The 17,583-nt window shown below is 66.6% G+C and carries 13 protein-coding genes; 10 read left to right on the top strand and 3 right to left on the bottom strand.

Going from position 1 to position 17,583, the window contains the following annotated elements; genetic code table 11:
• From GGR33_RS25385 to GGR33_RS25345, 9 genes are all read left to right on the top strand, one after another.
• A partial coding sequence (locus tag GGR33_RS25385) for a non-ribosomal peptide synthetase (RefSeq protein ID WP_183513916.1) occupies positions 1 to 3,807 on the top strand: 3,807 nt, incomplete at its 5' end.
• The gene (locus GGR33_RS25380; protein ID WP_183513904.1) at positions 3,804 to 4,799 is read left to right on the top strand and encodes an alpha/beta hydrolase; all 996 of its coding nucleotides are present in this window, start codon (positions 3,804 to 3,806) and stop codon (positions 4,797 to 4,799) included. The genes GGR33_RS25385 and GGR33_RS25380, both read left to right, overlap by 4 nt.
• Before the next feature lie 338 nt (positions 4,800 to 5,137).
• A complete protein-coding gene (locus GGR33_RS25375) occupies positions 5,138 to 6,211 on the top strand; it encodes a GNAT family N-acetyltransferase (RefSeq protein WP_183513897.1) in 1,074 nt (357 codons plus the stop codon).
• The gene (locus GGR33_RS25370) at positions 6,208 to 7,500 is read left to right on the top strand and encodes a lysine N(6)-hydroxylase/L-ornithine N(5)-oxygenase family protein (protein WP_183513893.1); all 1,293 of its coding nucleotides are present in this window, start codon (positions 6,208 to 6,210) and stop codon (positions 7,498 to 7,500) included. The genes GGR33_RS25375 and GGR33_RS25370 overlap by 4 nt, the downstream gene beginning before the upstream one ends.
• Positions 7,501 to 7,831: 331 nt before the next feature.
• On the top strand, positions 7,832 to 8,740 hold the full coding sequence (locus GGR33_RS25365) for a LysR family transcriptional regulator (RefSeq protein WP_183513890.1): 909 nt from the start codon (positions 7,832 to 7,834) through the stop codon (positions 8,738 to 8,740).
• 115 nt (positions 8,741 to 8,855) lie between these two features.
• Positions 8,856 to 10,049, top strand: a complete 1,194-nt coding sequence (locus GGR33_RS25360; RefSeq protein ID WP_183513885.1) for a CaiB/BaiF CoA transferase family protein — start codon at positions 8,856 to 8,858, stop codon at positions 10,047 to 10,049.
• Positions 10,046 to 11,098, top strand: coding sequence for a hydroxymethylglutaryl-CoA lyase (locus tag GGR33_RS25355; protein WP_183513882.1), 1,053 nt, complete (start codon positions 10,046 to 10,048; stop codon positions 11,096 to 11,098). Before GGR33_RS25360 ends, GGR33_RS25355 begins: the two co-directional genes overlap by 4 nt.
• Positions 11,040 to 12,365, top strand: coding sequence for an MFS transporter (locus tag GGR33_RS25350; protein ID WP_183513879.1), 1,326 nt, complete (start codon positions 11,040 to 11,042; stop codon positions 12,363 to 12,365). The genes GGR33_RS25355 and GGR33_RS25350 overlap by 59 nt, the downstream gene beginning before the upstream one ends.
• A gap of 150 nt (positions 12,366 to 12,515) precedes the next feature.
• Complete coding sequence (locus GGR33_RS25345; protein ID WP_183513875.1) at positions 12,516 to 14,180, top strand: porin; 1,665 nt, start codon at positions 12,516 to 12,518, stop codon at positions 14,178 to 14,180.
• A gap of 197 nt (positions 14,181 to 14,377) precedes the next feature.
• On the opposite strand, the gene GGR33_RS25340 is transcribed toward GGR33_RS25345, so the two are convergent.
• Positions 14,378 to 14,659, bottom strand: a complete 282-nt coding sequence (locus GGR33_RS25340) for a DUF2312 domain-containing protein (protein ID WP_183514348.1) — start codon at positions 14,657 to 14,659, stop codon at positions 14,378 to 14,380.
• Between the two features lie 383 nt (positions 14,660 to 15,042).
• Between GGR33_RS25340 and GGR33_RS25335 the strand changes: the two genes are divergently transcribed.
• Entirely contained in the window at positions 15,043 to 15,834 is a 792-nt protein-coding gene (locus GGR33_RS25335; protein ID WP_284212143.1) for a trypsin-like serine protease, read from the top strand.
• Positions 15,835 to 16,026: 192 nt separating this feature from the next.
• Here the strand turns inward: GGR33_RS25335 and GGR33_RS25330 are convergent, their stop codons facing one another.
• Positions 16,027 to 16,173 carry a hypothetical protein gene (locus tag GGR33_RS25330; RefSeq protein ID WP_183513871.1) on the bottom strand — a complete coding sequence of 49 codons (147 nt, stop codon included), beginning with the start codon at positions 16,171 to 16,173 and terminating at the stop codon, positions 16,027 to 16,029.
• A gap of 417 nt (positions 16,174 to 16,590) precedes the next feature.
• Positions 16,591 to 16,803: a DUF6894 family protein gene (locus GGR33_RS25325; RefSeq protein WP_183513868.1), complete on the bottom strand. Its 213-nt coding sequence runs from the start codon at positions 16,801 to 16,803 to the stop codon at positions 16,591 to 16,593.
• Between the last annotated feature and the right edge of the window lie 780 nt (positions 16,804 to 17,583).

Here is a 17,583-nt window from a genome sequence, read left to right as displayed (position 1 = left end):
GACGACCAGGTCAAGATCCGCGGACACCGCATCGAGCCGGGCGAGGTCGAGGCCCGCCTCAGGGCGCTGCCCGGCATCGCCCAGGCCGCCGTGCTGGCCAGGCCCGCGCCATCGGGCCTCCAGCTCGTCGGATACATCACCCCCCACAAGGGACACGGCCAAGAAGGGCACGCCCAGGAGAGCCACGCTCTCGACACCGCCCGGATCCGCGCCGCGCTGGCCGCCGTGCTGCCCGAGGCCATGGTGCCCGCCCATCTCGTCGTGCTCGACAGCTTCCCGCTGACCCCCAACGGAAAGCTCGACCGCAGGGCACTGCCCACCCCGGAGGCCGCCCTCGCACAGGCCGACGACTACGTCGCACCGCGCACCCCCACCGAGACCGCCCTCGCCGCCATCTGGGCCGAGGTCCTCGGAATCCCAAACATCGGCGTCAATCAAAACTTCTTCGACATAGGAGGTGACTCCATCTCCGCGCTCCAGGTCGTGAGCCGGGCGCGGGACGCCGGATGGGCGATCCGGCCACGGGACCTGTTCCGGCACCCGAGCCTCGAAGAACTGGCCCGGATCGCCACCGCCACCGAGGCCCAGCCGACAGCGATCGTGACGGAAAGGGTATTCGGTGAGCTGACCGGCCTGAGTTCGGCCGAGCTCACGGCACTCGGCATCGACCCCGCCGTCATGGAAGACGTCTATCCGCTGTCTCCGATGCAGCAGGGCCTGCTGTTCCACGCCCTCCAGCGGGACGGCGACGGCGGCGACTACGTCAATCAGGTGGCGGTGACGGTCACAGGGCTCGATGCCGAGCGGATGCGTGGGGCCTGGGAGGCCCTGTCCGCGCGCCACGCGATCCTGCGCACGCGCTTCCTGTGGCGGGAGGGCGCTGCGCAGCAGGTGGTGCACCGCGCCGTGCCGCTCCCCTTCACGGCGGAGGATTGGCGCGGACAGGCCTTCGACGATGGACGCCTCGCGCAGGCTGCCGCGCGCGAGCACGCACGTGGCTTCGACCCGGCCGAGGCGCCGCTGCAGCGTATCCGGCTGATCCGGCTCGACGATGCTGCCGACGGACGATCCCGCTACCGGCTGATCTGGACCTATCACCACATCCTGCTCGATGGCTGGAGCACGGCGCGGCTCGTCTCCGAACTGCTGCAGACATATGAAGGTCGGGCAACGGCGTCGCCTCAGCCGCGCTACCGCGATCACATCGCCTGGCTGGCCGGGCGAGACGAGGCGGCATCCGAACGGTTCTGGCGCAAGCGGCTAGAGGCGTTCGAGGCACCGACGCGCTTGGCGGATGCGTTCGCGCGCAAGGGCACGCAGGTGCGGCACAACCGCCGCTATTCCCGACTCGATGAAGAAGAGACGCGACAGCTCAAGGACTTCGCGCGCTCTCAAGGCGTCACGCTCAGCACGCTGATCCAGGCGGCCTGGGTCCTGCTGTTGCAGCGTTATACCGGTCAGGCCCGGGTGACCTTCGGGCTTGCCGTCGCGGGCCGTCCGGGCGAGTTGGCCGGCGCACAGGAGATGATCGGCCTATTCATCAATACGCTGCCGATCTCGGAGGATCGGCAGCCCGGCCTCACCGTCGGCAGCTGGCTGAGATCAGTGCAGAGCCGCAGCATCGACATGCGCGAGCACGAGCAGACTCCGCTCGGCACGATTCAGGGCTTCGTCGGGCTGTCGGGCCAGTCGATATTCGACTCGATCATGGTCTTCGAAAACTATCCGCTGGAGGAGAACCTGCGGGATCGCGAAGGGCGCTCGATCGCGTTCAGCGATTTCGAATCCGTGGATGTCACCAACTATCCGATGGATCTCAAGGTCACCGCGGAGCGGGTGCTCGAGATCGAATACCTCTATCTCCTCAATCACTTCAGCGATGAGGATGCGGAGCGGATCCGCGAGACGATGGAACATTACCTGTTCCTGCTCGCGGGCCGTGGCGAGACAGAGATCGGTTCGCTGCCGCTCGCAACGCCGCGCGACATCGCTCTCAAGAACCTCGGCAACGCCAGGGCATTGCCCTGTCCGTCGACACCCTTCGTGCATGAGGCGATCGCCGAGCAGGCACGGCGGCGGCCGGATGCCATCGCGCTGGTCGTCGGCGAGCGGCGGCTGAGCTACGCCGAGCTCGACGGCCGCGCCAATGCTTTGGTGCAGCGGCTGAGGTCCGAAGGGATCAGGCCCAACGACCTCGTCGGGCTCATGGTCGAGCGGCACGAAGAGACCTTCGTGGCCATGCTCGCGGTGCTGAAGCTGGGTGCGGCCTATCTGCCGCTCGATCCGCGGCTTCCGGAGCAGCGGCTCGCCATGATCACAGCCAGTTCGGGGGTGAGGCACGTCTTGGACAGGGACGGCAGCATTGTGCTGCCCTCGGCGATCGTCCGCGTGACCATCGCGGACACGTCAGGGACGAGCGGGCCGGCGCCCCAGGACGAGCTTCACAGCGAAAGCCTCGCCTACGTCATCTACACCTCCGGCTCGACGGGAGAGCCGAAGGGCGTCTCCGTCGCACATGGTGCGCTGTCGATGCATTGCCGTGCGACCGGGGCGCTTTACGAGACGAACGAGGAGACGTGCGAGCTGCACGTCATCTCGCTGGCCTTCGACGGGGCGCATGAGCGCTGGCTGACCGTGCTCACCCATGGCGGGCGGCTCGTGGTGAGCGACGAGCATCTCTGGGCGCCGCAGAAGATCGCGGAGGTGCTGCGGGCGGAAGGGGCGACCCATGCCGGCATGTCGCCGGCCTACCTGCAGCAGCTCGCCGAGTGGATCGAGGAGGCGGGCGATCCGCCGCCGGTCAAGCTCTACTCTTTCGGAGGCGAGGCGATGCCGAAGGCCGGGTTCGAGCGCGTAACGCGGGTGCTGAAGCCAAACATCGTGATCAACGGCTACGGTCCCACCGAGACGGTGGTGACGCCGCTGGTCTGGAAGGTGCCGGCCTCGGCCTCCTGCGCGCAGGCCTATGCACCGATCGGCTTCCCCGTCGGCGACCGCACGGCGCTGATCCTCGATGCCCATCTCGACATCGTGCCCGCGGGCGTCGCGGGCGAATTGTATGTCGGCGGAACCGGGCTCGCGCGGGGCTATCATGGCCAGCCCGGTCTCACCGCCGACCGCTTCGTGCCCGATCCGTATGGCGAGCCCGGCAGTCGTCTCTACCGCACCGGCGATCTCGTGCGCTGGGCCGAGGACGGCACGGTGGAGTATCTCGGCCGCATAGACGACCAGGTGAAGATCCGCGGTTTCCGGATCGAGCTCGGCGAGGTCGAGGCACGGACCCGCGCGTTGCGGGCCGTGCGCAACGCGGCGGTGGTTGCGCAGGAGGCGCCCGAGGGCAGCCGCCTGATCGCCTATGTCACGCCATGGGAAGCCGGCGCCGCGCCGGAGGCTCTCGCGGACACGGTCACGGCAGAACTCAAGAAGGTCCTGCCGGACTACATGGTGCCGGCCCGGATCGTGGTGCTCGACCGCCTGCCGCTGACCTCCACCGGCAAGGTCGATCGCCGCGCGCTGCCGGTGCCGGACTGGCAGTCGCGCGCATACGTCGCCCCGCGCAGCGAGGCGGAGAAGGCGCTGGCGCGGGTCTGGCAGGAGGTGCTGAAGATCGAGCGCGTCGGCGTCACCGACGACTTCTTCGAGCTGGGCGGCAACTCGCTCCTGAGCCTGCGGGTCATCAGCCGCCTGCGGCGGGAGAGCGCCATCGGCATCGAGATCAAGCTGCGCGACCTCATGAAGAATCCGACCATCCGTGGGCTCCTGCGCGATGCCCCGCGCGAGGAAGAACGCCTGGAGGAGCCGGCATGAGCGGGCCGACTGATCTCGCCGGCGAGCTGCATCCCGATATCGAAGCCCTCCTCGGCATGATCGCGGCGGGCGTCGAGAGCGGCGCACGCACGCCGCTGCCGCAGCTGACTCCGCAGGCGGCGCGGGAGGATTTCGATGCCTCCTCGCCGCTCCTCGACCTCGAGGCCGATCCGCTCCCTTTCGAGCGGGCCTTCGACCTGCCGACGCGCGACGGCGCCGTGATCGCGGCCCGGCTCTACGCGCCGCGCGCGCCCTCGACAGAGGGACCCCTCCCCGTGACGCTGGCGCTTCATAGCGGTGGCTTCGTCGTCGGAAGCCTCGACTCGCATGAATGGCTCTGGCGCAACCTCGCCGAGGGCAGCGGCGGCGCCGTCCTCGCCATCGCGTACCGGCTCGCCCCCGAGCACAGGTTTCCCACCGCCTTCGAGGATGCCTGCGATGCGCTGGCCTGGATCGGCCGCGAAGGGCCGGCCCTCGGCCTCGACACCGGACGCGTCGCGCTTTGCGGCGACAGTGCCGGTGGCACGCTCGCGGCGGCGCTCGCGATCGCAGCACGGGACGAGGCGGGGTTGCCGAAGCCCGTCTTCCAGGCGCTCGCCTATCCGGGCCTCAGCTCCCGGCAGGACACCGAGTCCTTTCGCCGCTACGGGCGGGGCTACCTCCTGGAGGCCGAGACGGTCGCCTGGTTCTTCGCGCAGTACCTGCGCGGCGAGGCCGACCGCGACGACTGGCGCTTCGCCCCGCTTGCCGCGCCGGATCTCGCCGGCGTCGCACCGGCGCTGATCGTGCTTCCCGAATTCGATCCGCTCCTCGACGAGGGACGCGCCTATGCCGCGCGGCTGCAGGAGGCTGGGGTTGCCGCCGAGGTCCGGGTGTATCCGGGCATGGTCCACGAATTCCTGCGCATGTGCAGCATCACCGAAGACGCGTTGACGGCGCAGCAGGAGATTTCGCGAGCCCTGGCCCAGGCATTCGGAAAGGCATCCGCGTGAGCGACGAGCATCGTTGTTGCGCTCACTCTAGTGGCGGGCCGCCCTCATTCACCGTCTGCGATCGTTGTCACCGGCGCCTGCGCCAATAAGAATTCCTGCCGCGGGAGAACCACCGATCGATCAAATCGAACCTTGAACTTTCCGAGATCTTATTTGGAATAATTCAATACTTTGTTTTTGGTCGAAATATCATGTGCCGCGGGCTTGAGCATTCGCTAGGCCCCTTCTAAGTCGCCACTACGAACCGCCCATCTTCTCGCGATCACGCTCGCGCCGCCGGCAGCCCGGCGGTGCACTCGCCCTGGATGGCCCGTATCGAAGGCCCATCGGAGACCTGAATGTTCGAAGGGGACAACACGGCGAGCGGGCAGGTCGCCACACTGTTCGCCGCAGGCCATGGTGACACCGTGACCGTCACCCGGCAGGCAGACAGGCTCGAGGCCGTCGCCGGTGGCCAGTCGCTCGCGTCGTTCCGCTTCGAGACCGGCACCCGTCGCCTGACCCTCCTCGAATCGCGAGCGCAACCCGAGCTTGGCGAGCGCGCGCTCGCCGCGGTGATCGAGGCGCTGATCGGCTGGGAGCCAACCATCGACCGGCTGCATCTCGATCTTCGAGACGATGCGGATCTCGCTGACCGCTCATGCAGCAGCGGGCTTGCCCTCCATGATGGTCCAGAGCTGAGCGTGCTGCCGGCAATGGCGATGCAGCGCCGTGCCAACTGGCTGAGCGCGCCGAGCCGGGAGCCCTATCCTGCGGATCCAATCCTCACGGAGGGGCGCCGCCATCCGCGCCGGCCGCCCAAGCCCCTTGGTGTCGTCTATGCCCGGCACATCCCGTGGCTCGGCCAGACGGTCTCGTTCCGCGCGCTGACCCTCGACGACGTTCCGCTGTTCAACCGATGGATGAACGATCCGCGCGTCGCCGCCTTCTGGCAGGAGGAAGGCGATCACGAGAAGCACCGCGCCTATCTCTCCGGCCTCATCGCCGACCCGCACATGATCCCGATGATCGGCAGTTTCGACGATCGGCCCTTCGGCTATTTCGAGATCTACTGGGCCAAGGAGAACCGGATCGCCCCGTTCTACGACGTGGACGACTGGGATCGCGGCTGGCACGTCGCCGTCGGCGAAGACGCGGTCCGCGGCCGCGCCTACATCTCGGCCTGGCTGCCATCCCTGATGCATTACCTGTTTCTCGACGATCCGCGCACGCAGCGCATCGTCGGCGAGCCGGCGGCCCATCACACGCAGCAGCTCCGCAACCTCGACATTTCGGGCTTCGCGCGGCTGAAGAACTTCGACTTCCCACACAAGCGCGCAAGCCTCGTCATGCTGCTGCGCGAGCGCTTCTTCGGGGACCGCCTCTGGCAGCCGGCACCCGCTCGTTCCGGATCGGCGGAGACCGCGCGATGATGCACATGAATCCCCCCGATTACGACGTGCTCGGCATCGGGCTCGGTCCCTCGAACCTCGCGCTGGCCATCGCGCTCGACGAGGCGAACCGCGTCAACGGCGCAGCCTGCAATTTCCACTTCCTGGAGCGGCAGCCGCGCTTCACATGGCATGGCGGGATGTTGCTGCCCGGATCCGACATGCAGATCTCGTTTCTGAAGGATCTGGTTTCGTTGCGTGATCCGACCAGCCCGCTGACCTTCGTGAACTATCTTCACAAGCAGGGCCGACTCGAAGACTTCGCCAACTGCAAGACGTTCTATCCGAGCCGCGTCGAGTTCAACGACTATCTGCGCTGGGTCGCCGACAGCTTCGCCTCCTCTTGCTCCTATGGCGAGACCGTCATCGCCGTCGAGCCGGTTCAGGCAGGCGGCACCGTGACGGCCCTGCGCGTGGTGTCCCGCTCGGCCTCCGGCCGCGAGAGCGTGCGCCAGACGCGCGGGCTCGTGGTGGCCGTCGGCGGCGCCCCGCATATCCCAGCGCTGTTCAAGCCGCTCTACGGCGATCCGCGCATGCTGCATTCGAGCCGCTATCTCGACCTGATCGGTGAGCGCGGCCTGGAGCGGCCAGGAGCGCGTGTCGCCGTGATCGGCGGCGGACAGTCGGCGGCGGAGATCACCGTCGATCTCCAAGCGCGCTTCCCCGAGACGCGGATCGACCTGATCTTCCGCGGGCACAGCCTCAAGCCCTCGGATTCCTCGCCATTCGTCAACGAGATCTTCCACCCGTCCTATACGGACTTCATGTACGACCTGTCCGAGGACGACCGCGAGGCCGTGGTGCGGACCTTCCGCAATACGAACTACGCCGTGGTCGATCCCGACCTGCTCGAGGCCTTGCACAAGATCCTCTACCAGCAGAAGGTCGAGGGCGGCAGTCAGATCAACCTGATGCCGCGCAGCCAGATCACGACGGTAACGGCCGGCAACGAGGGCATCGCCGTCGCGATCGAGGACCGCTTCGCGGAGGCGTCCCAGCAGACGCGCTACGACGCCGTCATCCTCGCGACCGGCTACGAGCGCAGTCTCCTGCAGCCCTTCCTCGAACCGATCGCCGATCACGTCGAGGATCTCAGCGTCGACCGCTCCTATCGCCTCAAGATGCGCGACGGCTTCCTGCCGCGCATCCATCTGCAGGGCTATTCCGAAGCCTCGCACGGGCTGAGCGACACGCTGCTCTCGGTGCTCGCCATCCGGTCGCAAGAGATCGCGAAATCGATTGCCACCATGACCCGCGAACGGTGCGAATAGAGCGCATTTCGACGAATCGGATGCCGCTTTGTCGAAATGCGCTGTAAAACAAGGATCTAGAGCCGCTCCCAATCACGCAGGATCACATGCATCGTACCTGCGGCGGTGAGATCGTTTCGTTGTTCCGAGCCTGAGGGCGGCGACGGTTCGGCAGATGCCTGACGCTCTCGGCCGGCCCACCAAAGGGACCGGCGGCCGACGCACGCCGAGGCCTGCGCATCCCATCGGATTGGCGGGATCGCGACCGGCAGGATAGTTCAGACCATGACACTTGGACGAATCGCGCCGGCGGCGCGGCGCGTCCTCATGGGCGATCGTCGGCGATATTGCGATGCTGTCACCAAGCCTGCTGAGGCGGCTCGATCTCAGAACGCTGCAGCTTTTCACGGTGATCTGCGAGGAGGGCAACCTCACCCGCGCCGCCCATCGCGAGGCCATCGCTCCCTCGGCGGTGAGCAAGCGGCTCGTGGAGTTGGAGACCTCTCTCGGCGTGCAACTGCTCGACCGCGGCCCGAAAGGCATGACGACGACGGCCGCCGGGCAGACGCTTCTGCACCATGCCCGGCGGATGCTGTTCAATCTCGAGCAGATGTCCCTGGAGCTGACGGATTTCGCACGGGGCGTGAGGGGGCATGTGCGCGTCCTGGCGAACCTGTCGGCCATCGTACAGTTCCTGCCGGAAGATCTGCGCTCCTTCCTGGAACGCCAGGATGCGATCCGGCTCGACCTCGAAGAACGCCCGAGCAGCAGTGTCGTCAGGGGTATCGAGGAAGGCGCGGCCGAGATCGGGATCTGCGCCGACAACGTGCCGACGCACGCCCTGCGCAGCCAGCTCTACCGCAGCGACGAACTCGTCCTCGTGATGCGCCACGATCACCCGCTTGCCGGATGCGAGGCGCTCGCCTTCGAGGACTGTCTCGACCACGATTTCGTCGGGCTTCATGCGGAAAGCTCGATCTACCAGACGGTACGCGGCGAGGCGCAGCGCAGCGGCCGTCCCCTGCGGCTGCGCGTGCACGTGCCGGGCTTCGATGCCGTCTGCCGGATGGCCCAGGCCGATATCGGCCTCGGCGTTCTGCCGCAGCGCGCCTTCGACCTGCTCGGGCAGCCGATGGGCCTCGTCGCCGTGCCCCTGCGCGACCCCTGGGCGCAGCGCGAGCTGCGTCTCGTGGTGCGGGACGGGCCGCTCGCACCAGCCGCGCAGCTTTTGCTCGACCACCTCACCGCTGGGGCGGCATGAGCGATACGGCCAAGCTGCGTTCTCGTTTCGAGAACGCGCGATGGCGGATCACGTTTGGACAGTGATTAACCGACTCAAGTATTGATTTTATCAAGATCAATACAAGGGGACGGAGATGGCTGGGCCGCTCGATGGGATTCGTGTTCTGGAAATCGGAACACTGATTGCCGCTCCGTTCGCCGCGCGGATGTTCGCGGAGTTCGGCGCCGAGGTCATCAAGATCGAGTCGCCGACCGATGGCGACCCGTTGCGCAAATGGCGAAAGCTTCACGAGGGCACCTCGCTCTGGTGGTACCTTCAGTCGCGCAACAAGAAGTCCCTCGCCCTCGACCTAAAATCTGACGATGGCCGCGCCATCGTGAAGGCGCTGGCGGCCAATGCCGACATCGTCATTGAGAACTTTCGCCCCGGCGCCCTTGAGAAGCTCGGGCTCGGCTGGGACGTGCTCTCGGAGTCGAACCCGAACCTGACCATGGTCCGGATCTCGGGCTACGGGCAGACCGGTCCCTATCGCGACCGGCCCGGCTTCGGCGCCATCGGCGAGGCCATGGGCGGCCTGCGCTTCACCACCGGTGACCCGGATAGCCCGCCCGCTCGCGTCGGCATCAGCATCGGCGACAGCCTCGCCTCGCTCCATGGCGTCATCGGTGCGCTGATGTCGCTGCTGCGCGTCAAGACCGGGGCCGGGCGCGGACAGGTCGTCGACGTCTCGCTCGTCGAGAGCGTGTTCAACGTCATGGAGAGCCTCGTTCCCGAATACGATCTGCTCGGCCACGTCCGCCAGCGCACCGGCGGTGCGCTGCCAGGCATCAGCCCCTCCAACACCTATCCGACGGCCGATGGCGGCTACGTCGTGATCGCCGGCAACAGCGACGCGATCTTCCGCCGTTTGATGATGGCCATCGAGCGCCCCGATCTTGGCGAAGCGCCCGAACTGCGCAGCAATGACGGGCGCGTCGCCCAGAACGCGGTGCTCGACGAAGCGATCACCACCTGGACGCGGACGCGGACGGTGGCAGAAGCGCTCGCCGCCCTCGAAGAGGCGGACGTCCCCGCCGGCCGCATCTATTCCGTCGCCGACATCGTCGCGGACCCGCACTATCAGGCGCGTGAGATGATCCTGCCGACCGAACTCCCTGGCGGGACACAGGTCGCGATGCCGGGCATCACGCCGAAGCTGTCGGACACGCCCGGCGAGGTGCGCTGGTCGGGCCCGGCCCTCGGCGCCCATACCGACGGCGTCTTGTCGGACCTTGGGTACGGTGCGGACGATATCGGACGCCTGCGCAAGGCGGGGGTGGTGCGGTGAGCGCCGCCGACCGCATTCTCGTGCAGGAGGTCGCGCCGCGCGACGGCCTGCAGATCGAGACCGTCTTCGTCGAGACGTCCGACAAGATCGCCCTGATCGATGCGCTCTCGCGGGCCGGCTTCTCACGGATCGAGGTGTCGTCCTTCGTCTCACCGCGCGCCGTGCCGGCCCTGCGCGATGCCGAGGAAGTCTTCGCCGGCATCACCCGCCGCCCGGACACGATCTACGTCGCTCTGGTCCCGAACGTGAAGGGTGCCGAGCGCGCCATGGCCGCACGGGCAGACGAGCTCAACCTCGTGATGTCGGCGAGCGAGACCCACAATCGCGCCAATATGGGCATGGCCTGCGAGAACTCGCTCATAGCCTTCGCCCGCATCGTCGAGGCGTCGCGCGGCACGGGCACCCGACTGAACGGAACCGTCGCCACGGCCTTCGGCTGCCCCTTCGAGGGTCGGCAGGCGCCCGAGCGGATCGCCGAGATCGTCTCGCGCTATCTCGCGCTGGGCATCGAGGGCATCACGCTGGCCGACACCACCGGCATGGCCAATCCGCGCCAAGTCGGCGAGTTGGTGCGCGCCACCCTGCGCCAGGTCCCAGCCGAGCGCCTGACCCTGCATTTCCACGACACACGCGGGCTCGGCCTCGCCAACGTGCTCGCCGCGCGCGAAGCCGGAGCGATCCGCTTCGACGCGGCGCTGGGCGGCCTCGGCGGCTGCCCCTTTGCGCCGGGCGCCTCGGGCAACATCTGCACTGAGGACCTCGTCAACCTGTGCCACGAGATGGGCATCGCGACGGGTCTCGACCTCGACGCCCTGCTCACCCTCTCGCGCGGCCTGCCCCGCCTCGTCGGCCACGCCGTGCCCGGCCAGGTCGCCAAGGCCGGCCGCCCCTGCGACCTCCATCCCCCCCGTGCGTCGCTGCCTGAAACACCTGCCGCCGGATCGCTCGTCAGAAGCGACCGGCCTCCGAAGTCCCTCGAGGGAGGAAACCATGTCCATCGCCGCGCGAGCCGATATCGTCGACAGCGTCCCCGTCTCCGAAGAGGCTAGCGTCGTCCGCAAGGTCGCCTGGCGGCTGATGCCGCTGGTGATGGTCTGTTACCTGTTCGCCTTCTTCGACCGCATCAACATCAGCTTCGCGAAGTTCCAGCTCCAAAGCGACCTCGGCTTCAGCAATACGGCCTACGGGCTCGGCGCGAGCATGTTCGTTGTCGGCTACGTGATCTTCGAGGTGCCGAGCAACCTGTTCCTCTATCGGGTCGGCGCGCGGCGCTGGATCGCCCGGATCATGATCTCCTGGGGCATCGCCACGGCGCTCATGATCTTCGTGAAGAGCGAATGGCAGTTCTACGCCCTCCGCTTCGTGATCGGCACGATGGAAGCGGGCTTTGCCCCGGGCATCCTCTACTACCTGACGCTCTGGTTCCCGGCCGCCTATCGCGGCCGCATCACCTCGACGCTCTTCGTAGCCTCGGCCTTCTCGGGCATCGTCGGCGCGCCCTTCTCCGGGATGATCCTGACGCATATGAACGGCGTCGCGAGCCTCGCAGGCTGGCAGTGGCTCTTCCTCGCCGGCGGCCTGCCGTGCCTCGTGCTCGGCGCCCTGGTGCTGCTCTACCTCGACGATTCCGTCGAGAAGGCGACCTGGCTGAAGCCGAGCGAGAAGAGCCTGCTTGCCTCGCGGATCTCGCACCAGAACCGCCACGTTGAAGACGTCTCGCTGCTCGGCGCCCTCAAGACGCCCGGCTTCCTGACGCTCGGCCTGATCTACTTCCTGATCCAGGTTGGCTCCTACGGCCTCAACTTCTGGGGACCGGACCTGATCAGGACAGCAAGCGGTGCCGATGCCGGCACAGTCGGCCTGCTCGCGGCGATTCCCTACATCTGCGGCGCGATCACCATGGTGCTGATCGGTCGCTTCTCCGACGCCTCGGGCCGACGTCCATACTTCGTGGCCGGCCTGATCGTGGCGGCTGCGATCGGCTTCTTCGCCTGCGGCTTCTTCGACCGGCACATCGTGCCGCTGATGATCGCGCTGGCCCTCGTGGGCAGCGGCGTCGTCGCGGCGATCCCAGCCTTCTGGACGCTGCCGCCCAAGCTGATGACAGGCGTCGGCGCGGCAGGCGGCATCGCCCTCATCAACACGCTCGGCCAGTTCGGCGGCATCGTCAGCCCCGCGATGGTCGGCTGGATCAAGGACCTTACCGGAAGCACGACCCCGGCACTCTACGCCATCGCATCGCTCTGCCTGGTCTGCGGCCTGATCCTTCGCTTCGCGCTGCCTGCTCAACTCTGGACGAGCGACCGCGCGGCCTGAGGCCGGCCCGGGCCGCTCGACGCCCGAGCCCCATCGACGAGAACACGGGAGGCGCGACGCGCCTCCCGGCACGGCAATCCGGTCGGCCTGACACGCCAAAAGGCGGCGATCGCCCGGACAGAACGGTCTCATACCTTTGGAGGGGCGACGATGATTGACAGGAAGAGCTTACTACTCGGAACGACTGCGGGACTGATCACACTGGCCGGATCGGCAGCGGCGGCGGACCTGCCCGTGAAGAAGGCCGCGCCGATTGAATACGTGCGCGTCTGCGGCGCCTACGGCGCCGGCTTCTTCTACATCCCAGGCACCGATACCTGCCTGCGCATCTCAGGCCGCGCCCGGATGGAGGCCGGCTATCTGCAATCCGGCAGCCGCAACGGCGCCGGCAACGGCGACACCAGCCAGTTCCGCGGCTTGCTGCGTCTCAACGTCGATGCCCGCACCCAGACCGATTACGGCACCCTGCGGGCCTTCCTGCGCACCGAGATGGCAAGCCGCACCGGCGACAACCGGATGACCTCGGGCTCGCAGCAGCGCATCGGCAACGCTTTTCCGGCGCTCGGCCAGGATTCCTTCGGCCGCGTCCAGGACTATGTCGCCGTGGACAAGGCCTTCGTCCAGTTCGCCGGCCTGACCGCGGGCCGTGCCTCGTCGTTCTTCGACTTCTACGCCCACGACTTCGAGATCATCGGCCAGTCGCTCGGCTCCGACGTCTTCGCCACGAACCTTCTGGCCTATACCCAGACCTTCGGCGGCGGTTTGTCCGCCACGCTGTCGATGGAAGACCCGAACTTCCGCAAGAACCCATTTTACTCGCAAGCGGCCTCTCCGGCGGCAGGCGCTCTCGGCCAGACCGTCAGCTACACGCTGACCAACGCGCCCTCCCCAGTGATCACCTCGCTCGCGGCCAACGGCCTCCCGTCGAGCATCTCGTATGTCGACGTCGTCCAGCGTTCGCGCATGCCCGACTTCGTCGGCGTCGTGCGCTACGATGCCCCCTGGGGCTCGGCGCAGCTCTCGGGCGCGGTGAAGGACATCAATATCGGCGGACCGCTCGCGGGCACGGCCGCTGGGACGGTCAATCCGACCAGGCTGACGGGCGCCGACGTCGGCGCACAGACCGCCTATGGCTGGGCCGTCCAGGGCGGCTTGAAGGTGAACCTGCCGCAGGTGGCGCCGGGCGACTCGCTCTACCTCCAGGGTGCCTATGGACAGGGCGCCGCGATCTATACCGGCATGGTCGCCTATACCGGCACCTACCTGAGCAACGCGACGGTCTTCAACGGCAACGCCTTCAACCAGTTCTTGAGCGATGCCGTCCTCAACCCGCTGACCGGCCGGATCGAGACCTCGAACAGCTTCACTGCCACGGTCTCGTATCTGCATTACTGGTCGCCGGAATGGCGCTCGGCCTTCTACGGCAGCTACGGAGAGATGCACTTCCCGCGCGGCCTGCGCGAGGCGTTCGGCCAGATCAGCCAGGCGGCCGGCTCGGTCGCGGCCGGTGGCCTCGGACTGCCCTTCGTGACGTCCGGGCTCCCGGTCGCCGCAAACGGAGCGGGCTTCGCCTACAGCCAGGTCCTGCGGGACACGAGCCAAATCGTCGCCGGCGCGAGCCTGATCTGGTCCCCGGTCAAAGATCTCGATATCGGCGTCGAGGGCCAGTACATGCGCGCCGCGATCCTGAACGGCAAAGTCACCAACAACGATCGCACTGCAACGATCGGCACCGGCGCCAATGCGACCCCGGTCTATCCGATCAATTCGCAGGAAGCCTTCCAGGCGCGCGTGCGCGTCCAGCGCGACTTCTGAGCATGCCGGGAGTCCGTCCGATCATGGCCCATCGGGTTGAGTGTCGGAAGAGCGGCACCTCCAGGAAGGCGATGAGGCCCAGCTCGGGAGCGCCGGGTGTCCGCAGACCACCCGGCGGTAGCCCTGACTCATCGGACGGACTCTGACCCACGAATGTGTTGAAGCGCTCGGTCTCGAGCGCTTCAACATGTCCGACCTTACACGGCCATCCCGAGGGCCTGCAGGTACAGCTCCAGGATCGCCTCCTGCTCCTGCCGCTCGGAGTGATCCTGCTTCCTGATTCGAAGGATGGATCGCACCGCCTTCACGTCGAAGCCGCGCCCCTTGAGCTCGGCGAACACCTCCTTGATGTCGCCCTTGATGGCGTCGGCTTCCTCGTTGAGGCGCTCAATGCGCTCGATGAATTGTTTCAGCTCATCCGCAGCGACGCCTTCGGAGGAAGAAACGTCGGGAGCCCGCTGTGTCGATGCCGCGTTCATCGCTGTGTCTCGCCTTGGTGACGCCCCGCACGAACAGAGTCGGGGGCCGCTGATGTGAGTCGATTGCAGGCGCGCCGACGCGCCTTGCAGAGGCCGCTCGATCCGCTGCGGAAACTCGTCGCAGCCGGTCGGATGGGTGCACTCTCGCCCAACGCCATAAGCGCCAGCGTGCCGAGAGTCGACGATCCGTCGGCGGCCGACGGCAGTGGACGCGCGGCGCACCCGACCTCCTAGCGGCTGCGACTTACCGCGCCGTGAATGCGGGCACCACGGGCGGGGAGGGCGCGCAGATGTGACGATGCGCGGACGGCACGCAGCCCTTTTGCGGTCGCGCTCGCAGCCGGCCTCCTCTAGCTTTGAGCGTGGGGCAAGGAGGATCGCCGGTGGCAGCTCATCGACAGGGTACGCTCGTCACCGCCTGGGGCAAGCGTGCACGCAGACGTCTCGGAGAGCTCGGCCTGGCATTGGGCCTAGCCGCATCCGGCATGTCTCCGGCCGCGGCCATCCAGGGCGGAGCCTCGGCGCGATCCGGCGACAGCCTGGCCCGGGCGACGGCCGGGATCGGCATCATCACGCAAGCCGACGGCTCGCTGAGCCTGTCTCGCTGCTCGGGCGTCCTGATCGCTCCGGACAAGATCCTCACCGCTGCCCATTGCGTATCCGGCGCTCCGGTCGGGCTCGTCGTGATCTTCTACAACGGCACCAACGCGGTGAAGCCGGCCTACGCGGCAAGCGTCATCGCTCGCTACAGCCCCGACCGCGGCGTGCTGACCTCCAACGCCGTCCAGGTCAGCCTGGCGGAGTTGTCGCTCGATCTCGCGGTGCTGCAGCTCTCCACGCCCGTGCGCGACCGCAGGCCGATCCCGCTCGCCACCGAGCCGGGCCGGGTGCCGGCCTCGCTGGAAATCGCGGGGATCGGGCTGTCGGGGCGGACGGGTGGACGCTTGCGCACCTCGTCTCTAAAGCCGCTCGCCGCATCGAATACCGGCCTGATCATCGCGAGGACGGTGGGATCGAGCGCCTGTTTCGGCGATTCCGGCGGTCCCGTGGTCGGGCGCGACCGGCGCGGCGTCTACGTGGTCGGCGTCGCCAGCGCCGTGCTCTCGCGCGATCCGCCTTGCGGGAATTTTCTGGTGGTCGCCCCAGCCGCCCAGATTTTCGGCGGAGGTCGGTGACGCCGGAGGCCGCTCGACGAGTCAGCCGCGAGACAAGTATCTGGTTTTAAATAAGAATGTGGTGAGCGCGCTGAGGCTCGAACCCAGGACCACAGATGGCAGCGATGGCATTCGAGGCAGCCATTCGCCGGGACGGCGCGGAAGCTCTCGACGCCGAGTTGCCGGGGTGGCCCGGGGACATCCACAGGCGCCTTACTCGAAGCCGTAGACGGCCGGCGGATCGGGCGCGTCGCGATCGATCGCGGCCGTCGGTATGACAGAAGCGAGAGTGACGATCGAGCCGAGGATGACCACCGCAGCAATCAAAACCGCGGTGAGCTTTTCCGCGTGAGGCCGCATCGCATGGATCGAAGCGCAGCCGATTGTGAAAAAGGCTGCTTCCAAGAGCGCGGACGTTGCGAGCACCATGCAGGAGCACCTGTCTGGATCAAGCCGATCACGTCGAACATCTTACACGGAGTTCCGCCCTCCAACGATTGCGGCCCGTCCGCGGTCCCCATGATGGGCGCAAACGTTAGGACCATCTCAAAGGAGGAGACGTCCAACCAGGCTCACAACTCGGCGCCCGCCGTGTCATCACCCTGGCGAAGCAATGTGCCCCTTCACCGAGACCGAAGCCGGCGCAGAGCGGAAGGATCGCTTGGACCTGCCGCCCAGTCTCGTCCTCGGAGATCTCGATGCGGACGCGGCTATCGCCTTCGCTCTCGACGGAAATTCGCTACCACGCTCGACCAGAGGGATGAATGGTTGGCGGCCTTAGATCGCAATCCGCCGACGTTCGTCACCCGTCTCGTCACGAATGACCAAACACCACCCGTCGCCGTCGCTGAGCTCGCCGGTGGATGTCATTTCCTCAATGCAGAGAAGTGCCTGTTCAGTGGCATCGTCGAGATCCTCGGCCTCGACTCCATCCTCGTCGCGAATGACCTCATCATCCCTCACCACGTCGAAGTGAAAGCGTGCTGGCACATCGAACTCCGGGTCTGTCGGCCTCGGCAGGCAAAATTGAGAAACAATCTTCGCGTCAGATACGGATTAAGTGTGATTTGGTACGGACAATTTTCCGGCGATCCCAGAGCCTCAGTAATCAATATCCGCTTGATTCCGGGACAGGCATCAAAATACACCTAAGGTGTTAGCTGAAAGGATTAATACCGTGACGGAGCGAGGCGCCAGCGGTGCAACGCAGGTTGAGCAGTCCAAGGGCAAGGCGGAGAGCGCGGTACGCGTGCACGTGCGCTCGATATTGCTGAGGCTTGCCTCTCGTCTCGCCGAGAAGCAGGCTCGAAAGTAGGTTTCACGTTGGTTTCATCGTCTTAACTTTTAGTAAATTTCGTACTGGCTTCACGGCGAGGCAGTGCTCGTGCCTGCTGAAGCAGCGTAAGGATTTTCTTAGATCAGATCTCACGTCGCCGCCCATTGCGTCGTCTCACCAAATATGGCTGCTGCTTCTGCGGTCGAGCCATAGCTTGCAGACGATCATGACTGATGCACCGAACATGCAATGTTCAAACGCACGCAACCAAAATCATATTTGGATCGTCGGCGAGGCGCTTAGCGAGGCCTTTCGATGACTAAGTTTTTTCGATGCCTACGATGGCTTCGACAAAAAGGGACGATGCCGGTCGGGTTTTAGACAGCACCGAAGCGGCGCGTGATCGGCCCCCACACGGTGGTCCAAGTGCAAGGTTAGTGCAAAGTCGGCCTTTGCTCCACGGGTAGCTTGGTCGGCGGAGCTTGTCGGGTGAG

Origin of the sequence: Methylobacterium brachythecii, assembly GCF_014196345.1 — a bacterium.
Lineage (GTDB): Bacteria > Pseudomonadota > Alphaproteobacteria > Rhizobiales > Beijerinckiaceae > Methylobacterium > Methylobacterium brachythecii.
This window is presented reverse-complemented; position numbering and strand designations above follow the sequence as displayed.

Bases quoted from the DNA above. Each gene is read 5' to 3' on its own strand.
- GGR33_RS25340 (WP_183514348.1), bottom strand. From the start codon at position 14,659: ATGAACGCGGCATCGACACAGCGGGCTCCCGACGTTTCTTCCTCCGAA.
- GGR33_RS25360 (WP_183513885.1), top strand. From the start codon at position 8,856: ATGGCTGGGCCGCTCGATGGGATTCGTGTTCTGGAAATCGGAACACTG.
- GGR33_RS25375 (WP_183513897.1), top strand. From the start codon at position 5,138: ATGTTCGAAGGGGACAACACGGCGAGCGGGCAGGTCGCCACACTGTTC.
- GGR33_RS25350 (WP_183513879.1), top strand. From the start codon at position 11,040: ATGTCCATCGCCGCGCGAGCCGATATCGTCGACAGCGTCCCCGTCTCC.
- GGR33_RS25345 (WP_183513875.1), top strand. From the start codon at position 12,516: ATGATTGACAGGAAGAGCTTACTACTCGGAACGACTGCGGGACTGATC.
- GGR33_RS25330 (WP_183513871.1), bottom strand. From the start codon at position 16,173: ATGCGGCCTCACGCGGAAAAGCTCACCGCGGTTTTGATTGCTGCGGTG.
- GGR33_RS25365 (WP_183513890.1), top strand. From the start codon at position 7,832: ATGCTGTCACCAAGCCTGCTGAGGCGGCTCGATCTCAGAACGCTGCAG.
- GGR33_RS25370 (WP_183513893.1), top strand. From the start codon at position 6,208: ATGATGCACATGAATCCCCCCGATTACGACGTGCTCGGCATCGGGCTC.
- GGR33_RS25380 (WP_183513904.1), top strand. From the start codon at position 3,804: ATGAGCGGGCCGACTGATCTCGCCGGCGAGCTGCATCCCGATATCGAA.